The 16,154-nt window shown below is 72.9% G+C and carries 13 protein-coding genes; 2 read left to right on the plus strand and 11 right to left on the minus strand.

Going from position 1 to position 16,154, the window contains the following annotated elements; translation table 11 throughout:
* Positions 1-33: 33 nt before the first annotated feature.
* Positions 34-819, plus strand: a complete 786-nt coding sequence (locus J2S46_RS28655; protein ID WP_190214792.1) for a hypothetical protein — start codon at positions 34-36, stop codon at positions 817-819.
* A gap of 78 nt (positions 820-897) precedes the next feature.
* Here J2S46_RS28655 and J2S46_RS28660 read toward each other — a convergent pair whose 3' ends face one another.
* The 10 genes from J2S46_RS28660 to J2S46_RS28705 all read right to left on the minus strand — a co-directional run bounded on the left by J2S46_RS28660 (position 898) and on the right by J2S46_RS28705 (position 13,246).
* A complete protein-coding gene (locus tag J2S46_RS28660; RefSeq protein ID WP_191289875.1) occupies positions 898-2,883 on the minus strand; it encodes a phosphocholine-specific phospholipase C in 1,986 nt (661 codons plus the stop codon).
* A gap of 14 nt (positions 2,884-2,897) precedes the next feature.
* Positions 2,898-4,316, minus strand: a complete 1,419-nt coding sequence (locus J2S46_RS28665) for an endonuclease/exonuclease/phosphatase family protein (protein WP_191289874.1) — start codon at positions 4,314-4,316, stop codon at positions 2,898-2,900.
* 315 nt (positions 4,317-4,631) lie between these two features.
* Entirely contained in the window at positions 4,632-6,593 is a 1,962-nt protein-coding gene (locus J2S46_RS28670; protein WP_191289873.1) for an alpha/beta fold hydrolase, read from the minus strand.
* A gap of 216 nt (positions 6,594-6,809) precedes the next feature.
* A complete protein-coding gene (locus tag J2S46_RS28675) occupies positions 6,810-7,385 on the minus strand; it encodes a TetR/AcrR family transcriptional regulator (protein ID WP_191289872.1) in 576 nt (191 codons plus the stop codon).
* A gap of 449 nt (positions 7,386-7,834) precedes the next feature.
* Entirely contained in the window at positions 7,835-8,155 is a 321-nt protein-coding gene (locus J2S46_RS28680; protein WP_073928836.1) for a DMT family transporter, read from the minus strand.
* Between the two features lie 6 nt (positions 8,156-8,161).
* Positions 8,162-8,803, minus strand: a complete 642-nt coding sequence (locus tag J2S46_RS28685) for an HAD family hydrolase (RefSeq protein WP_268255690.1) — start codon at positions 8,801-8,803, stop codon at positions 8,162-8,164.
* A 350-nt stretch (positions 8,804-9,153) separates the two neighbouring features.
* Positions 9,154-10,239, minus strand: coding sequence for an ABC transporter ATP-binding protein (locus J2S46_RS28690; RefSeq protein WP_191289871.1), 1,086 nt, complete (start codon positions 10,237-10,239; stop codon positions 9,154-9,156).
* A gap of 21 nt (positions 10,240-10,260) precedes the next feature.
* Positions 10,261-11,088, minus strand: a complete 828-nt coding sequence (locus J2S46_RS28695) for an ABC transporter permease (protein WP_229912681.1) — start codon at positions 11,086-11,088, stop codon at positions 10,261-10,263.
* The gene (locus tag J2S46_RS28700) at positions 11,076-12,068 is read right to left on the minus strand and encodes an ABC transporter permease (RefSeq protein WP_229912680.1); all 993 of its coding nucleotides are present in this window, start codon (positions 12,066-12,068) and stop codon (positions 11,076-11,078) included. Before J2S46_RS28700 ends, J2S46_RS28695 begins: the two co-directional genes overlap by 13 nt.
* Before the next feature lie 8 nt (positions 12,069-12,076).
* On the minus strand, positions 12,077-13,246 hold the full coding sequence (locus J2S46_RS28705; RefSeq protein ID WP_073928834.1) for an ABC transporter substrate-binding protein: 1,170 nt from the start codon (positions 13,244-13,246) through the stop codon (positions 12,077-12,079).
* Positions 13,247-13,568: 322 nt separating this feature from the next.
* Between J2S46_RS28705 and J2S46_RS28710 the strand changes: the two genes are divergently transcribed.
* Positions 13,569-14,363, plus strand: coding sequence for a GntR family transcriptional regulator (locus J2S46_RS28710; protein ID WP_191289968.1), 795 nt, complete (start codon positions 13,569-13,571; stop codon positions 14,361-14,363).
* Positions 14,364-14,508: 145 nt separating this feature from the next.
* Here J2S46_RS28710 and tmpA read toward each other — a convergent pair whose 3' ends face one another.
* Complete coding sequence (gene tmpA / locus J2S46_RS28715; RefSeq protein WP_191289870.1) at positions 14,509-16,092, minus strand: 2-trimethylaminoethylphosphonate dioxygenase; 1,584 nt, start codon at positions 16,090-16,092, stop codon at positions 14,509-14,511.
* Positions 16,093-16,154 lie beyond the last annotated feature (62 nt).

Here is a 16,154-nt window from a genome sequence, read left to right on the forward strand (position 1 = left end):
CCGGCGCGCGGGCGGCCTGCGAGAATGCTCGACGTGCACGCCTGGGACTCACTGACCGTCGCCGAACAGACCCTGTTGCGGGCCGCCATGTCCGGTGGCTCGCTTGCCGGGCAGATCCAGGTGTACGGCACCGCCCTGCGCTGGGCGGGCGCGGCGGAGGCCCCGCCTCCGCGCAGCTGGACCGAGGACGAACAGCGGGCGCTGGTGCCCGCGTTCGCGGCGCTGACCCTCGACCTGGCCGAGCGGGGACTGGTCACCGTTCGCAGGCTGCGCGGGAGCTTCCCGGCCGAGGACGATCCGGCGGTCGTCGGGGCGGAGCTGCGGGATCTCCTCGGCCGGCCGTCCACCTGGCTCTGGAACCCCCGGCCGCCGGACCGGTACCGTCTCGCCGCCACCGAGGCGGTGGGCGAGGACTGGCGCCGGGACCGCTACGCGGTTCCCGACGCCGCCGCCCGTCCCGCCCCGCCCGCCTGGGAGGAACTGGACCAGGACCAACGGGACGTGATGATCTGCGCCATGGAGGCCAGCGGGATGCTGACCGGCCCGTTCGGGATCTGGGCGGACCTCCCGGACGACCTCGACGAGTCCGACCGCGCGGGCCTGGTGGACGCCCAACTCGCGCCGCTGCTGCCGTTGGTCCGCGACGGCTGGATCGAGGTGCGGTACAGACCCGCCCCGGACCGGAACGAGTTCACGGTGATCCCCTTCGAGGGCCTGCGACGTGCCTTCGCCGACCCGGCGCTCCGGCGCGACGACGCGGACGACTGGGGCATCGGCCTGACCTGCGTCTACACCCACGCCTACCTGGCGCTCAGGTAGCGGCCACCGGCCCGCGAGCCTTGTCGTTCGGGCCCGGTGCCGCCCCCGAACGAGGGCGGCACCGGGCCGGAGCCGGGCTCAGTGCAGACGGCCCGCGTACCGCTGGGCGAACCGGGTGCCGGTGCCCGCCGTCACGGTCAGGTCGTAACGCCCCAGATCGAGAGGCCAGTTGACGGTGACGCTGCCACCGGGGGCGACCCAGGTGGTCTGGGCGGTGCCGGCGAAGTCGTTGGGCGTCAGGGTGAACGACGTCTCCGTCCGGCCGCCGTTGGCGAGCAGCACGGCCACCGTCGTGGCGCCGGGGGCCGGGGCGGCCGCGGTGACGGACGGCACCGCGACGTCGTCCTGGCCCGCCCGGACCACGGTGCCGGCGAAGCGGCGGACGAAGCCGTCCGGGCCGTGCACGGTGAAGTCGTAGCGTCCGTCCGTGGTGGCGGCGTCCCAGGTGTAGGTCCGCTGGACACCCGGCGCGACCGTGAACGGCGTGCCCGCGAACGGGAACACGATGTTCGGGTACACGGTGAACGGGAACGCCACCGACCCCTGGTTCGCCAGCGTGCAGGTGACCACACCCGTCGCCCGGTCGACCGTCGCGTCCGCCCACGGCCGGTACGGCAGCCGGCGGGACGGGCGGGTGCCCGGCTCCTGGACCGGTATCGCCTGGGTGCCGTTGGCGGGGAGGGGGACGGCGGGGAGTTTGGTGCCGGCGTCGGCCTTGGCCATCAGGGCCGTGGTGTCGGGGAGGGCGGGGATGGTGGTGTCGGGGGTGGTGAAGTCGAAGCAGCTGGTGAGGTCGCCGCAGACGGCGCGGCGCCAGGCGGAGATGTTGGGCTCCTGGACGCCGGTGACTTTTTCGAGGAACTGGAGGACGGAGGTGTGGTCGAAGACCTGGGAGTTGACGTAGCCGCCGCGGGTCCAGGGGGAGGCGACCCAGAGCGGGACGCGGTTGCCGAGGCCGATGGCGCGTCCTTGGGTGAACTCCTCCGGCGTGCCGGCCTCGGGGGTGGGCGGGACCATGTGGTCGAAGTAACCGTCGTTCTCGTCGTACATGACGAGGAAGACGGTGTGCTGCCACACGGCGGGGTTGGACATCAGGGACTGGAGGGCGGTGTTGACCCAGTGCGCGCCGTAGGCGGGGCCGGCGTTGGGGTGTTCGGAGAAGAGGTAGGGGGCGACGAGCCAGGAGACGGTGGGCAGGGTGCCGTCCTTGCAGTGGGCGTCGAAGGCGGCGGGGTCGAACTTGGTCATCGCGTTGATGTAGCGGGGGTCGGTGGTGGGGTAGTTGTGGAACTGCTTGAAGTAGGAGAGGGCGTTGTCGTCGTAGTCGCCGGTGCGGTCGTCCTTGCTGGGGTTGTGGTAGACGCGCCAGGTGATGCCGGCCGCCTGGAGGCGTTCGGCGTAGGTGGTCCAGTCGGCGACGGGGTTGTCGGTGACGGGGGTGTTGTCGATCCAGGGGCCGGTGGTGCCGTCGCGGCCGGGGCCGGCGGTGCCGGTCCAGAGGTAGAGGCGGTTGGGGTCTGTGGGGCCGGCGAGTGAGCAGAAGTAGGCGTCGCAGAGGGTGAAGGCGTCGGCGAGGGCGTACTGGTAGGGGATGTCGGTGCGGGTGAAGTAGCCCATGGTGCGTTCGCCCTTGGCGGCGATCCACTTGTTCATGGCGCTGTTGTTGATGGCTTGGTGGCCGGTGGCCCAGTCGTGGGCGAGGCCGCCGGCGTTCTGGGCGTTGTACTTGGTGGTGTCCATCCGGTAGGGGAGCATCGCGGCGCCGTCGGCGCGGGCGGTGTCGGGCTGGCGGAAGACGTCCGTGCCGTCGGGGAACTGCAGGGCTTGCTTGTCGTTGAAGCCGCGGACGCCGTCGAGGGTGCCGAAGTAGTGGTCGAAGCTGCGGTTCTCCTGCATCAGGATGACCACGTGCTTCACGTCCGCGATGCTGCCCGTTGCGGTTGCGGTTGCGGTTGCGGCGTCGGCAGGAGCGGCGGTGGCGGGGGTGGTGGAGAGGCCGACGAGGGCGCCGGCGCCGGCCGCCGCGGTGGCGCCGACGAAGCTGCGGCGGGAAAGCTCAGGCATGGTGGACCGGCCTCTCAGAGGGTGAAGGTGGCGACGGCGGCGGCGGTGTCCGAGGGCCACTCGTTGGCGGCCGTCGCGGGGTCGGCCTGCGGCCAACCGGTGGCCAGGGTGTGCGCCTCGACCAAGGTGACCGGGCCCGCGAACTGCACCTGGTCGATCCGGTCCTGCGGCTCCGGCTTGCTGCCCCGGACCTTGCGGGTCGGCGACCAGGTGTTCCCCGGGAGCGCGACCGGGTCGGGGTGCGCGCTGCGGAAGGCATCGGTCAGCCCGGCGGCCTGAAGCGCCACCGTGACAGGCCAGTTGAGCGGTCGGCCGGTGGCCGCCGTCCAGTCCAGGTGGGACGGCGAGGCGAGGCCCGCCGCCAGCAGCACCGGGACGCCGGTCGCGATGTCCGCCTTGACCGCCGTCGCCAGCGCCTTGGCCTGCTGCAGCCGGACGGAGGCGTTCTCCGCCGCCTCCACCTGGGCCGCGCTCTGGCCGTCCTGGACGGCGTACGGGCCGTAGCCGGTCTCGCTCAGGTGGGCGGCCCAGAACCGGGCGGTGCGGCCGCCGGGCAGTTGCAGGGTGACACCGGCGGCCGGCAGGGCGGTCGTCACCGCGGTGACGGCGGTGATCGGGTAGCGGCTGAGCACGCCGACGCTGCCGGGGCTCTGGTAGGCGTACCAGCCGAGGGCGTCGGCCAGGGCCTGGGCCGCGGTGCCGGCGGTCTCCTGGAGCGCGAGCACGTCCAGGCCCTGGGTGAGGATCACCCGCAGCTGCTTCTCCAGCGCGTCGGTGACGTGGGTGCCGGCGTCCCAGAGATTCCAGGCCGCGGTCTTGAGCTGCAGCGGTCCGGTGGCGGCGCGGACGGGCACCAGGACGGTCACGGTGTCGGTGGCACCCGCGCTGTCCTTGACCCCGACGGTGACCAGGCCCGGGTGCGCCGGGGCGGTGGCCGGCGCGGTGCCGGTGACCGTCCCGTCCGCCGCGACGGAGAGCCAGCTGTCCCCGCCGATCCGGCGGAACGTCGCCGTGCCGGCCGGGTTGCCCGCCGGCCGGGACCACAGCTTGCCGAGCTTCACGGTGACTGCCCCGCCCGGCGCCACGGCGGTCGCGGTCAGCGCGTCCACCGCCGAATGCGGCCGCGGCACGGAGGGCTTCGGACGGAAGGTGAACGGCGCGCTCTGCGCCAGGATGCCGTAGCCGTCCTTGGCCAGCAGGTAGGCGGTGTACGGGCCGCCGGTCAGTGCGGAGGTGTCCAGCTGGACGTCCCCCGAGGCGCCGGGGGTGTACTTCCAGAGCAGCGAGGAGCCGGTGCCGGGCTGCCGGGCCCCGTCGTAGATCCCGACCCAGTTCTTGGCGTCGGGCGCGCCGGTGGTCCAGTGGAAGGTGAGCTTGTCCCCTTCGGTGGGGCTGCCGGGGGAGCTGAGGGTGAGGGTGCTGCCTGTGGCCACGAGGATCCTTCAGGTCAAGTTGGTTGCACAACTGGAGGCCTATTGACCCGAAGGACGGCGTACTGCGCGTGAACGGCGAGTTGCCGGGCGCCGGGGCGCGCGGTAACTCCAGGGCTGCACAGGCGGGGTGGGTCCGCGTGGGTGACCTGAGGTTGAGGTCGGGCTTGGGGCCGCGCTCGGTGTCGTCGGGCGGGGCCGGCAAGGGGACACGGCCCGGGGACTGGGGCCTGGGCCTGGGCCGGGTCGGGGTCGGGGTCGGGGCCTGGGCCTGGGTCGTCGGCCGGCGGCTACGGTGTGCGGCCGCCGGCCGAGGGATCACCGTCGGACGTGCACCTTCGCTGCGGTCGGGTCGGTGGGTGTCGGGTCGGGCGACGTCAGGGCAGTTGACCCGGGGTCGGTGGACCCGGGGTCGGTGGTGGGCAGGTCCGCCGGTGCAGCGGGGTTGGTCAACTCGGCCAGAACCTCGGCCAGTCGGGCGGGATGACTCAGCTGGGGATGGTGGCCCGCCCCCGGAACGGTGACGACCGGGAGGGCGATCGCGGGATTGGCGGGAACGGCCACCGTCAGCGGGTCGTGCTCGCCGACCACCAGCCGTACGGGCACCGGGCAGGACCGCAGCAGTTCCGACAACTCCGCACGCATCATCGGCCTCTGAAGGCTTCGCAGACGACGCGCGGTTCGTCCGGACACTCCCGGCCGGCGCAGGCCGAGCGCCGCGGCCGCCACCGCGGCGTCGGCCTCCGCACTGCGTGGGCCCGGACCGAGCAGGGAGCCCGCCAGGAAGTCGACGGACGCCCTGCGCAGGACCGCCGCGGTGATCGGTACCGTCCGCACCGCCCGGGGCGGCCGGGGCTGCAGGAAGTACGGTGCCACCAGCACCAGTTCGGACACCCGCTCGGGGTGCGCCGCCGCGTAGGCCAGCGCGGGACCGGCGGCCGCCGAGTGCGCGACGATCACGGGCCGCGAACGGACCGGCGCCAGGAGCTCGGCGAGCCACTGCGAGGCGCTACCGGTGGCGGGCGACGAGCGGCCGAGCCCCGGCAGGTCGGCGAGCAGGGAGGGAGCCGGAAGGCGGTCCACGACGGCGTGCCAGCCGTCCGAGTCCAGCGGCAGACCGTGCAGCAGGACGTAGCCGGGTGCTTCCCGCTCGCCCGCCACGTAGCTGCGGCTCCCGGCCAGCCCGACGAAGGAGCCCGCCGGCCCTCCGGGTGCGGCGCCGAACCGGTCCGCGACCAGGCGGGCGGCCCACCGCCGCAACAGGTCCTCGACGGGCGGATGGCTGATACCGGCGGACTCGGCCAACAGGTCGGCGGAAGAGGTGTCGTAGCGATCCTCGGAGATGAAGGAGAGCGTCTCGGGATCCGTGCGGGTGACCGCGCGGGGGAGCCGGCGCAGGACGGTCGTCGGGATGAGCCGACGGGGCGCGCGAACGCCCAGGTGCGCGGCCACGATCCCGACCAGCTCGGGCAGATCGGGGGTCGCCGGGTCGAGCACCGTGTGCACGCTGAGCGGGCCGCTGTCGTGCTCGGGCACGGCGGCCAGGAAGCGGGCCAGATGGTCGATCGCCACCACGGGGAGGAAGGTGCGCCGGCTGCCGGGAAGCGCCGGGAGTCGGCCGTGCCACAACTGCTCGACCAGGTTGGCCAGGCCGATGTACTGACCGGCCTCACCGGTGACGGAGTGCCCGATCACACTGCTTGGGTTCACCACGGTCAGCGGCACGTCCAGTCCGCCCGCCTCGACGCGGACGGCCGCGTCGCCTTCCAGCTTCGAGGCCTCGTAGGCGCCGAGTCGGGCGTACCGTTCGTCGGCCTCGTGGGGTGGGAGCGGGAAGACGGCAGGGCCCGTCCCGACGCGATAACCCGAGATGTGCACCAGACGGCGGAGCCGTGGCCGGGTGGACGCCCAGCGCAGCGCGTGCAGCGCGCCGTCCACGTTGGCGGCGTGGGCCTCGGCCCTGGACAGGCCGAAACGGTAGAGGGCCGCGGTGTTGAAGACGTCTCGGACGGTCGCCAGTTGCGCGTCGTCGGTCGGGCTGAGCCCCAGCCCTGGACGGGTGATGTCGGCCTCGACCGTGAGCAGTCCGCGATCGTCCGCGCCGTGTTCACGGAGCCAGTTGCGGAGTTCGCCGTCGCGCCGCGTGCCGCCTCGGACGGCGGCCGCGACTGTGAGGCCGGAGGAGAGGAGTTCGAGGACCAGCCAGCGGCCGATGAAGCCGGTGGCGCCGAGGACGAGGGTGGTGGGGGTTGTGGGCGTGGGGCTGTTGGTGGGGGGCATGTGCGCGAACACCTCTCGGTAGACCGATCTACATAATTTTTGGACGGTCGGAAGGATGGGTGGTGCATGGAAGGGGGAGGTGGGTACTTGCTCCGGCTGTTGACGGGATGACACTCGATCGCGGGTGCGGCGGTGGTCTCCGCGCCCTGGGTAGACCGGTCTACATATTCTCGAGGTGGCCGCGAAGCCGGCCCGCCCGAGTCACCCCGTCCGGCCTCAGGAGGTTGTGAGCAGCAACTGTGTGGCGCGCGCCGCCTGATCCAGCGGAGTGCGGCTGTGTCGTACCCGCGCGAGCAGCAATGCGCCCTCGAACTGGGCGAGCACCGCGCCGGCGGCGACGTCGGCCGCCTCGGGTGTCCGGCCCTCGGCGACCAGTTGCGCGGCCAGTGCCTGCTGCCAGTTGTCGTAGGCCTCGGCGCAGGCCTTCCGGAGCTCCTCGTTCCCGCCCGCAACCTCCAGGGCGACGGTGGCGATCGGGCAGCCCTTGGTGTAGCCGGACCCTTCCATGCGGTCGCCGAAGGCGTCCAGCAGTCGCCGGACGATGACGCCCGCGCTCAGCTTGTCGCGAGTGAAGGAGTCGATCAGTCCGCTGATCTCAAGTCCGGCTTCGGTCAGGGCTGCCCCGACCAGCTGGTCCTTTCCGGCGGGAAAGTGGAAGTAGAGCGAGCCTCGTGGCGCCCCGCTCTCGGCCAGCACCTGGTTGAGGCCGGTGCCGAAGTATCCCTGCGCCTCGATGAGCGCCCGCGTCGCGGCGATCAGCCGAGCGCGTGTCTCCTCGCCTTTTGCTCCCATGGCGAAAGAATAGACCGGCCTACATATTCTGTCCATGGGCGGGACTGGTCCTCGCGGGAGCCGTGGCGTCAACGACTCCCTGTCATATGGGTGTCCCACTCGATAGACCGGCCTACATATTCCGCTAGGGGTCGCCGCGCCGAGCCGGCCGCTCTACGAGTGAACCCCGCGATAGACCGGCCTACATGTTCAACCCAAGGACCGCACCCGCCGTCGCAGCAGGAGACGGCACCACCCCCATGACGGTGCACGAGTCGACCGCGGGGCTCGGGGCGCGCCCCGAGCCCCGCGACCGTCAGAACATGTCCCCGACGGCTGGCCCGGACCCCGGCCGCATGCCGCCCGGACCCCCTCCGGCTGACGCCCGGCCACCAACTCGGCCACCGCGCATCCACAAACCGGAAGCAGCCCGGAAGCAGCCCGCGCAGCCCGGTCAACCCGCAGCCGGCTCAGTGCCCCCCGCGCAGGTTCAGCGCGACCACGCCCACGATGATCAGGGCCAGGCCCAGCCACTGGGCCCGGCCCAGGCTCTCGCCGAAGGCGAGGACGCCGATGCCGGCCACGGCGGCCGTGCCGGCCCCGGACCACACCGCGTACGCGACGGAGACCGGTATGTGCTTCAGGGCCTGACCGAGCAGGACGAAGGAGAGCACGTAGCCCACTCCCACGCCGAGGCTCGGCCAGAGCCGGCTGAAGCCCTCGGTGAGCTTCAGGCAACTGGTCGCGCAGACTTCGCTGACGATGGCGAGGCTCAGCAGCAGATAGGGCATGGTCCGTCAAACCGCCCGGGCCGCGGCGAGCTTCCCGAGCAGGGCCAGATCGGCCCGCTCCAGACTGTCGAGCAGGGTGACCCGGGGGGCGGCGGCGATCGGGACGGCGGAGGGCACCGCCAGCACGGCGCAGCCGGCCGCGTGGGCGGAGGCGACTCCGGTCGGGGTGTCCTCGACGGCGACGCAGCCGGCCGGGTCGAGGCCGAGCAGGCCGGCGGCCGCGAGGTACGGGTCGGGGGCGGGCTTGGTGCGCTCGGTGTCCTCGGCGGCCAGGGTGACGGTGAACCAGTCGCGCCCCAGGCTGCCGAGCACCAGGTCGACCACCCGCCGGGGGGAGGCCGAGACCAGCGCGGTGGGCACCTGGGCGTCCCGCAGCGCGGCGAGCAGGGCGAGGGCTCCCGGGCGCGGCACGATCTCGGCCGCCACCTTGCCGGCGAAGCTGTCCCCGAGCCGCGCGGCCAGCTCCGCCTCGCTGAGGTCGGTGCCGCTGCTGCGGTGGAGGTGGCCGGCCGTGTGCTCGATCGCCTGGCCGAGCACTTCGGGCAGGTCTTGGTCGGTCAGGGTGAGGCCCAGCCCGGTGGCGATCTCGGCGGCGGCCTGCCACCAGAGGTGCTCGGTGTCGACCAGGGTGCCGTCCATGTCGAACAGGACGGCGGCGGGCGGCGCCCAGGGCCGGCCGGAGCGGGCGGAAGGGGCAGAGCCGGCTGAACCAGCGGAACCAGCGGAACCGGTCGAACCGGGGTCGGTCGGCCCGGAGCCGGGCAGGGCGGAATCGGGCAGGTCGGATGCAGGCATGGCGGTACCTTTTTCGGTGTTTCGGGTGGAGCCGGTCGTGCGGGTGCCGCGCGTACGGTCGCCGGGCCGCCGGGCCGGCCGTCCAGGACAGGCCCGTCCAGGACAGGTCCGTCCAGGACGGCTGCCCGGACAAGCCGGCGGTCCGACGAGCCGGCTGCCCGGACGAGCCGGCCGTTCGCCGCGCGGGCTCCCGTTCGACGGTGTCAGGCGGGGCGGCGGTCCACCAGTACGGGCCGCTCGGGGAGGGTGATGTCGGCGGTGCTGCCGATCGGCAGATTGGCCGCGGCCTCGGTGGGCAGGTCCGTCTTGACCTCGGTGCCGTCGGCGAGCCGGACGGTCAGCCGGGTCACGGCGCCCAGGAAGGAGGCGGCGACGACCAGCGCCGGGCCGTTCGCGGCGGGGGTCAGGCCGACGTTCTCCGGCCTTACCAGCACGTGCAGTTCACCGTCGGCGGGGATCTCGCCGTCCGCCGGGTGGTTGCGGCCGAGCACCTCGACCCCCTCGCCGGAGCGCACGCACGGGATCCGGCTCATGGTGCCGACGAACTCGGCGACGAAGGCGGTGGCCGGGCGGGCGTACAGCTCGGAGGGCGTCGCGCACTGCTCCAGGCGCCCGGCCCGCAGGACGGCGACCCGGTCGGCCATCGACAGCGCCTCCTCCTGGTCGTGGGTCACGAACAGGGTGGTGATGCCCAGCTCCTGCTGCAGGCGGCGGATCTCCTCGCGCAGGCTGAGGCGGACCTTGGCGTCCAGCGCGGAGAGCGGCTCGTCGAGCAGCAGGACGCGCGGCTCCAGCGCCAGCGCGCGGGCCAGCGCGATGCGCTGCTGCTGGCCGCCGGAGAGCTGGTGCGGGTAGCGGTCGGCGTGCTGCGGCAGTCCGACCAGCTCCAGCAGCTCCAGCGCGCGCTTGCGCCGCCGGGCCTTGGCGGTGCCCCGCATCCGCATCCCGAAGGCGACGTTGTCGGCGGCGGTCAGGTGCGGGAAGAGGCTGTACGACTGGAACACCATGCCGGCGTCGCGCCGGTGCGCGGGGATCCGGGTGATGTCCTCGCCGTCGACCAGCACCCGGCCGCTGTCGTGCTGCTCGAAGCCGGCCAGGATCCGCAGGGCGGTGGTCTTGCCGCAGCCGGACGGGCCGAGCAGGGCGAGCAGCTCACCGGGGTGGACGGTGAGGTCGAGCCCGTCCAGGGCGGTGGTGGCGCCGAACGAGCGGCGCAGGGAACGGAATTCGACGGTCGCGCTGCCGGGCGCGAGCGGTGCGCCGGCAACGTGGGCGGTAACCGTGGTCATGGGGGTTTCTCGCTAACGGTGTCAGGGACGGGCAGGCGTGCGGTGCCGGCGCTCACGGCCGGCGGCGGCCAGCAGGAGCAGCAGCACCCAGGTGATCAGCAGGCTGAGCACCGAGACCGCGACGGACATCTGGGCCTGGCTGTTGCCGACCGAGTAGATCCACACCGCGAAGGGCTGGTAGCCGAGGATCGAGGCGGAGGTGAACTCGCCGAGCACCAGTGCCAGGGTCAGGAAGGACGCGTTCAGCAGCGCCCCGCGCAGGTTGGGCAGCACCACGGTGAACACCGCGCGCGGCCAGCTCGCCCCGCAGTTGCGGGCGGCCTCGACCAGGGTCCGGACGTCCACCGCGCGCAGTCCGGCGTCCAGCGCCCGGTAGGCCAGCGGCAGCGACATCAGCACGTACGCGATCACCAGCACCAGCGGGAACTTCGGGTCCTGGACGAACACGAAGGTCTGGAAGAACGGGGTGTCCATCAGGTAGTCCGGGCCCCAGCGCAGTACGCCGATCAGGCCGGCGGTGAGTGCCACCGGCGGGACGACCAGCGGGAGCGTGCAGACCACCTCCAGCACCGTGCGCAGCTTCGGCGAGCCGAGTCGCACCGCGATCAGGGCCGGTACCAGCAGCAGCAGGACGACCAGCACGGTCACCACGGCGAGCTGCAGGGTCAGCCACAGGCTGTCGGTGAAGCCGGGGGCGCTCAGCAGGCCGGTGTAGGCCTCGAAGGTGATGCCCTTCGGGTCGTCGATGCTGAACCACACCGAGGCGGCCATCGGCAGCAGGAAGTAGGTGCCGGCGATCAGCAGGACGGCGCCGCGCCACAGGCGCAGCCTTGAGATCAGCTGAGCCATCGGGCACTCCGGCGCTGGAGGGGCAGGTACACGGCCATCACGAGGGCGGCCACCACGATCATGTCGAGGCTGAGGGCGAGGGCGAGGTTGCCCTGGCCGACCAGCACGTTGCCGGACAGCGCGTCGGCGATCGAGCGGCTGATCAGCGGCACGGTGGCGCCGACCATCGCGGCGGCGGTGGCGTAGGCGGCGAAGGCGCTGCCGAAGAGCAGCACGAACCCGCCGAGCAGGGACGGGAAGAGGATCGGCAGGGCGACGTGGCGCCAGTACTGCAGCGTGGTGGCCCGGTTGTTGTGGGCGGCCTCGCGCCACTGCACCCGCAGGCCGTCCAGCGCCGGGGTGATGCTGAGCACCATCAGCGGCACCAGGAAGTACAGGTAGACCACGGTCAGGCCGGTGAAGGAGTAGAGGCTCCAGCCGTGGTCGGTGAGGTGCAGCAGCTTGGTGAGTTCGCCGGCGTTGCCGAGGGTGGCGACGAAGGCGAAGGCCAGCGGCAGGCCGCCGAAGTTGGCGAGCACGCCGGAGGCGGACAGCACGGCCTCGCGGACGGCCTTGTGGCGGGAGGTGACCACGGCCTGTGCGATCGGCAGGCCGATCAGGGTGCCGAGCAGGGCGGTGAGCGCGGACAGCTTCACGCTGCTGAGCAGGGCCGTCCAGTAGGCGCCCTGCACGGAGGCGGTGAGGTTGTCGGTGGTGAACTGGCCGGCGCCGGTCTCGGCGTCGCTGGAGGCGGTGAAGGCGCCGATGGCGATGGCGACGGCGGGCAGGCCGAAGCTGATCGCGAAGAAGGCGAGCAGCGGGACGGTGGCCAGCCAGCCGCCGGCGCGCGGGCGCAGTCGGCGCCGGCCGGCGGTGGGCCGGCCGGGGGCGCGCTGCGCGGGGACGGTGGGGGAGGTCGCTGAGGCGGTGCCGGAGACCCCCGCGCCGCCACTGTGGTCAGTGGCGGCCGGGGTCGGCACCGGGGTGGGAGCCGTTGTCATGGTGGTGATCAGCCCGCGATCGCCTTGGTCCAGTTCTCGGTCACGACCTTCTTGGCCGCGGCGATCTGGTCCTGGGTCGGGAAGGTGGTGAAGGGCTTCTCGACGGCCGGCAGCTTGGCGGCGGCGGCCGCGTCGAGGGTGCCGTCCTTCTTCAGGGCGTCGAAGAGGGCCGGGGTGGCGTAGCCGCCGAGGAAGAGGTTCTGGCCCTCGGCGCTGAAGAGGTACTCCTGCCACAGGCGGGCGGCCGCCGGGTGCGGGGCCCACTTGTTGATCGCCTGGTTGTAGTACTGGGCGTAGCTGCCGTCGTTGGGGACGGAGACCTGCCAGTCGATGCCCTTGGTCTTGAACTCGTCGGTGTAGCCGGCGTTGAGGTACGACCAGTCGATGCTGATCGGGGTCTCGCCCTTCTCGATGGTCGCCGGGGTGGACTCGACCGGGTTGAAGTTGCCGGACTGCTTGAGCTTGCCGAAGAAGTCGATGCCGGGCTGGATGTTGTCCAGCGAACCGCCGTTGGCCAGCGCGGCCGCGTAGACGCCGCCGAAGGCGGAGCCGGACTTGGTCGGGTTGCCGTTCAGCGCGACCTGGCCCTTGTACTCGGGCTTGAGCAGGTCGGCGAAGGTCTTCGGGCAGTTGGCGATCTTCTTGGCGTCGCAGCCGATCGAGACGTAGCCGCCGTAGTCGTTGACCGCCAGGCCGGTGGCCTCCTTCATGGTGTCGGCGATCTTGTCGAAGTTGGCGGTCTTGTACGGGGCGAGCAGGCCGTCCTTGGCGGCGGACTGCGCGAAGGCGCTGCCCAGGTCCACCACGTCGGGGGCGCGGTCCTGGCCCTTGCGGGAGGTGATCGCGTTGATCTCGTCCTGGCTGGATCCGTCCGGGTTCTCGTCCTCGATCTCGATGCCGTACTTGGCCTTGAACGAGTCCATGATCTTGCCGTAGTTGGCCCAGTCCCGGGGCAGCGTGATGACGTGCAGCTTCCCCTCCTTCTTGGCGGCCGCGACGAGTGCGTCCATCCCGCCGAGGTCGGCGGCGGAGGTGGCGTCCTTGGCCTCCTTGGCGCCGGCCTTGGCGGCGTCGCCGGACTTCGCGGTCGAGCCCGCGGAGCCGCAGGCGGAAAGGGAGAGCGCGGCGGCGGTCAGAACGGCCGCGAAGGCGGCGGCACGGGCACGGTGCACGGTCACGAGTCAGTCTCCTGATCAGGGGGCGTACTGCGAGGGATGCGATTGCGAGAGTGGGGGCCGGCCCGACTGGCCGCCTGGCTCAAGGGCTGAGCCTGGCTGAGTTGACTAGCCAACTTTGCCGACGGGGGTAAGTACGCCGGAGCCCGGTGACGGGAAGGTGAACGGATGCCCGAGAACCGGGGGCGGCTGCGGGAACGGTCGAATGCGCCCGGCGGCCGGTGATCGGAATGGTGCGATGCTTCGAGGGCGCAACGGATAAGGTCAGCCTGTCCGCGCCGGTACGGCTGCGCAGGACACCGCCCCAGGAGGGACCTTGACTGACGTGGCACTCGAACCGGACCAGTCCGCACCCGGCCCGGCCGGAACCGAGCGCGGCGCCGCCCTCTACCGCAAGGTCGCCGCCGACCTCCGCGAGGCCATCACCACCGGAGCCTTCGGCGAGGCCGGGCGGCTGCCCGCCGAGGGCGCGCTCGCCGAGCAGTACGGCGTCTCCCGCGGCACTGTGCGACAGGCCCTGGCGGTGCTGCGCTCGGACGGTCTGGTCACCTCGCGCCGCGGCACCCGCCGGGTGGTGCTCGGCAACGCCCGGGTGCAGAGCTTCTCGGAGCTGCTCAGCTTCACCCACTGGGCCCGCTCGATGGGGGAGGAGCCCGGCGGCATCCTGGACTCGCTGGTCCGCCGCCCGGCCGACGCCGCCGAGCGCGAGCAGCTGCGCCTGGAGCCGGGCGCCGAGGTCTACGCGATCGTCCGGCTGCGCACCCTGTCCGGCGCGCCGGTGATGGTCGAGCGGACGGTCTACCCGCCCCTGGTGGGCGAGCTGGTGGCCGAGCTGCCGGCCGACGTGGTCTCGCACACCGAGCAGCTGCGCGAGCACGGCATCCTGTTCACCGACGCCGACCACACCATCGACGTGGTCGCGGCGAACGCCGAGGACGCCCGGCTGCTGGGCTGCCGGCGCGGCAGCCCGCTGCTGCGCGAGCGCCGCCGCACCACCGACCCGACCGGCACCCCGGTGGAGTGGTCGCAGGACCGCTACCTGCCGGGGACGGTGGCCTTCAGCGTGCACAACTCGCTGGCCACGTCGGCGCTCTCGCGGCACGCAAGGGACAGCGACTGAGCGACCGGCCGACCGGCCGACTGGCCCACCGGCCCACCGGCCCACCGGGCGCCAGGGCGCCAGGGCCGTGCCGGCGGGGTGGCGCCCCGTCGCCCCGCTGCCTGGCACCGTCAGCCGTCAGCCGTCAGCCGTCAGCCGTCAGCTGTCAGCGCATCAGGGCGGCCAGCAGCGGACGGAAGTGGTCGAAGCCGGGCGTGGCCGCGTCCGCGTACTTGGCCTCCTCGTCCCATCGGCGGACCGCCACCGCGTCCGCGGCACCCGGCAGGGCGGCGAAGGCGACGGCCTGCTCCGCGCTCATCGGGCCGCCCTGCACCCGCAGGGTGTACTCGGACGCCTCGGACAGCCGGGCCCGGTAGCCGGGCTCGGCCGTGCACAGGTACCGCTTGGCGGCCACGTGCAGCCGGACCGGGCCGGTCACCTCGGGACCGAACCACTGCGCCAGCCAGTCGGCGCCGGTGTCGCTGTGCCGGTTGTCCCGGCCGGCCATCAACTCCAGCCCGGTGCCCTCGAAGTGGCCCACGTCGTGCAGCAGCGCCGCCGCGACCAGGTGGTCCGGTGCCCCGGCCGCCTGGGCCAGCGCGCCGGCCTGCAGCATGTGCTCGGCCAGCGTGACGGCCTCGCCCAGGTACTCGGCGGCGCCCTCGCCCTCGAAGTACCCGGCGATGGTGTCGAGCGCGGCGGCCCGCCGGTCCAGCACCGCGAGGGTGCTGGCCAGCGAGTCCAGGTCGGCGTAGCAGCCCTGGAGGTGGCGCGCGCCGCCCCCGGGGCCGGCCGGTTCGAAGGCCGTCCGGGCGTGCAGCAGGCGGACGTTGTCGAAGATCAGGCAGTCGCCGGGGCCGAGCCGGAACTCCAGCCGCAGTTCGGGGCGCAGGGTGACGGCGGCGAAGCGCCGGTAGGCGGCGTAGAAGGCGTCCAGTTCGGCGGCGGGCAGGCGCAGGGTGCCGATCGAGCGGTTGTTGAAGCGCACCTCGCGGATCCGTCCGAGCGCGTCCAGCTCGATCAGCGGGCGGTCGGCGCGCAGTTCGGTGGCGCGGTCGCGGAAGACGAACGGGACGAGGGTGCGGGTGAGCACCGCGAAGGCCGCCGGGTCCTCCGCCCGCAGCTGCGCCGCCGCGCGGAACCCGTCCACCAGGCCGGAGTCGCCGCCGACGGCCGAGTTGTCGAGGCAGTGCAGCAGTTGAAGGGTCGGCACAGGGTCGCGGTACGGATTGTCGCTGTGCGGGGCGATGGCTGCGCTGGTGAAGGCCAGGTTGTTCGGGTCGGCCTCCACCCGGACGTCGAACAGCTCGCCGTAGTTGGTCTCGCGGACGTAGCCGAAGGTCCGGGCCACGTCGAGCACCTGCCCCTCGACGGCCGGCACCCCGCGCAGCACGGCGAAGCCGGAGCGCAGCACCGCGCCGAGCACCGCCGCGCGTTCCGCCGGGTCCGCCAGGTAGGCGTCCCAGTCGGCCTCGGGCAGGCCCGCGGCGAAGTCGGCGGCGGCCCACAGCCGCTTGCCGGCCTCGCTGCGCCCGTCGTCGCTGCCCTCGGAGTCCAGCCACTCCAGCGGGTAGCGCGAGCGGTGGCCGTCGGACCAGAGCACCGCCAGCCGGCCGTCGCGCTCGTCCTGGTCCGCGATCGCCAGGTCCTCCGGCAGGTCGGTGATCTGGAACAGCTTCTGCCCGTTGCGTGGGTCGCGGCACTCGGGGCAGGGGCAGTTGTCGCGCAGCCAGTACGGCGACAGGGGCATGGGTGTCTCCTAGTCCGGTGCTTCCCGAAACGTCTCGCTACGTTTCCGGCCGGGCAGAGTTG

This window comes from Kitasatospora herbaricolor (genome assembly GCF_030813695.1).
GTDB lineage: Bacteria > Actinomycetota > Actinomycetes > Streptomycetales > Streptomycetaceae > Kitasatospora > Kitasatospora herbaricolor.

Excerpts from the sequence above, each read along its gene's own strand:
- J2S46_RS28660 (WP_191289875.1), bottom strand. The coding sequence starts at position 2,883 with ATGCCTGAGCTTTCCCGCCGCAGCTTCGTCGGCGCCACCGCGGCGGCC.
- J2S46_RS28670 (WP_191289873.1), bottom strand. The coding sequence starts at position 6,593 with ATGCCCCCCACCAACAGCCCCACGCCCACAACCCCCACCACCCTCGTC.
- J2S46_RS28675 (WP_191289872.1), bottom strand. The coding sequence starts at position 7,385 with ATGGGAGCAAAAGGCGAGGAGACACGCGCTCGGCTGATCGCCGCGACG.
- J2S46_RS28680 (WP_073928836.1), bottom strand. The coding sequence starts at position 8,155 with ATGCCCTATCTGCTGCTGAGCCTCGCCATCGTCAGCGAAGTCTGCGCG.
- J2S46_RS28690 (WP_191289871.1), bottom strand. The coding sequence starts at position 10,239 with ATGACCACGGTTACCGCCCACGTTGCCGGCGCACCGCTCGCGCCCGGC.
- J2S46_RS28695 (WP_229912681.1), bottom strand. The coding sequence starts at position 11,088 with ATGGCTCAGCTGATCTCAAGGCTGCGCCTGTGGCGCGGCGCCGTCCTG.
- J2S46_RS28700 (WP_229912680.1), bottom strand. The coding sequence starts at position 12,068 with ATGACAACGGCTCCCACCCCGGTGCCGACCCCGGCCGCCACTGACCAC.
- tmpA (WP_191289870.1), bottom strand. The coding sequence starts at position 16,092 with ATGCCCCTGTCGCCGTACTGGCTGCGCGACAACTGCCCCTGCCCCGAG.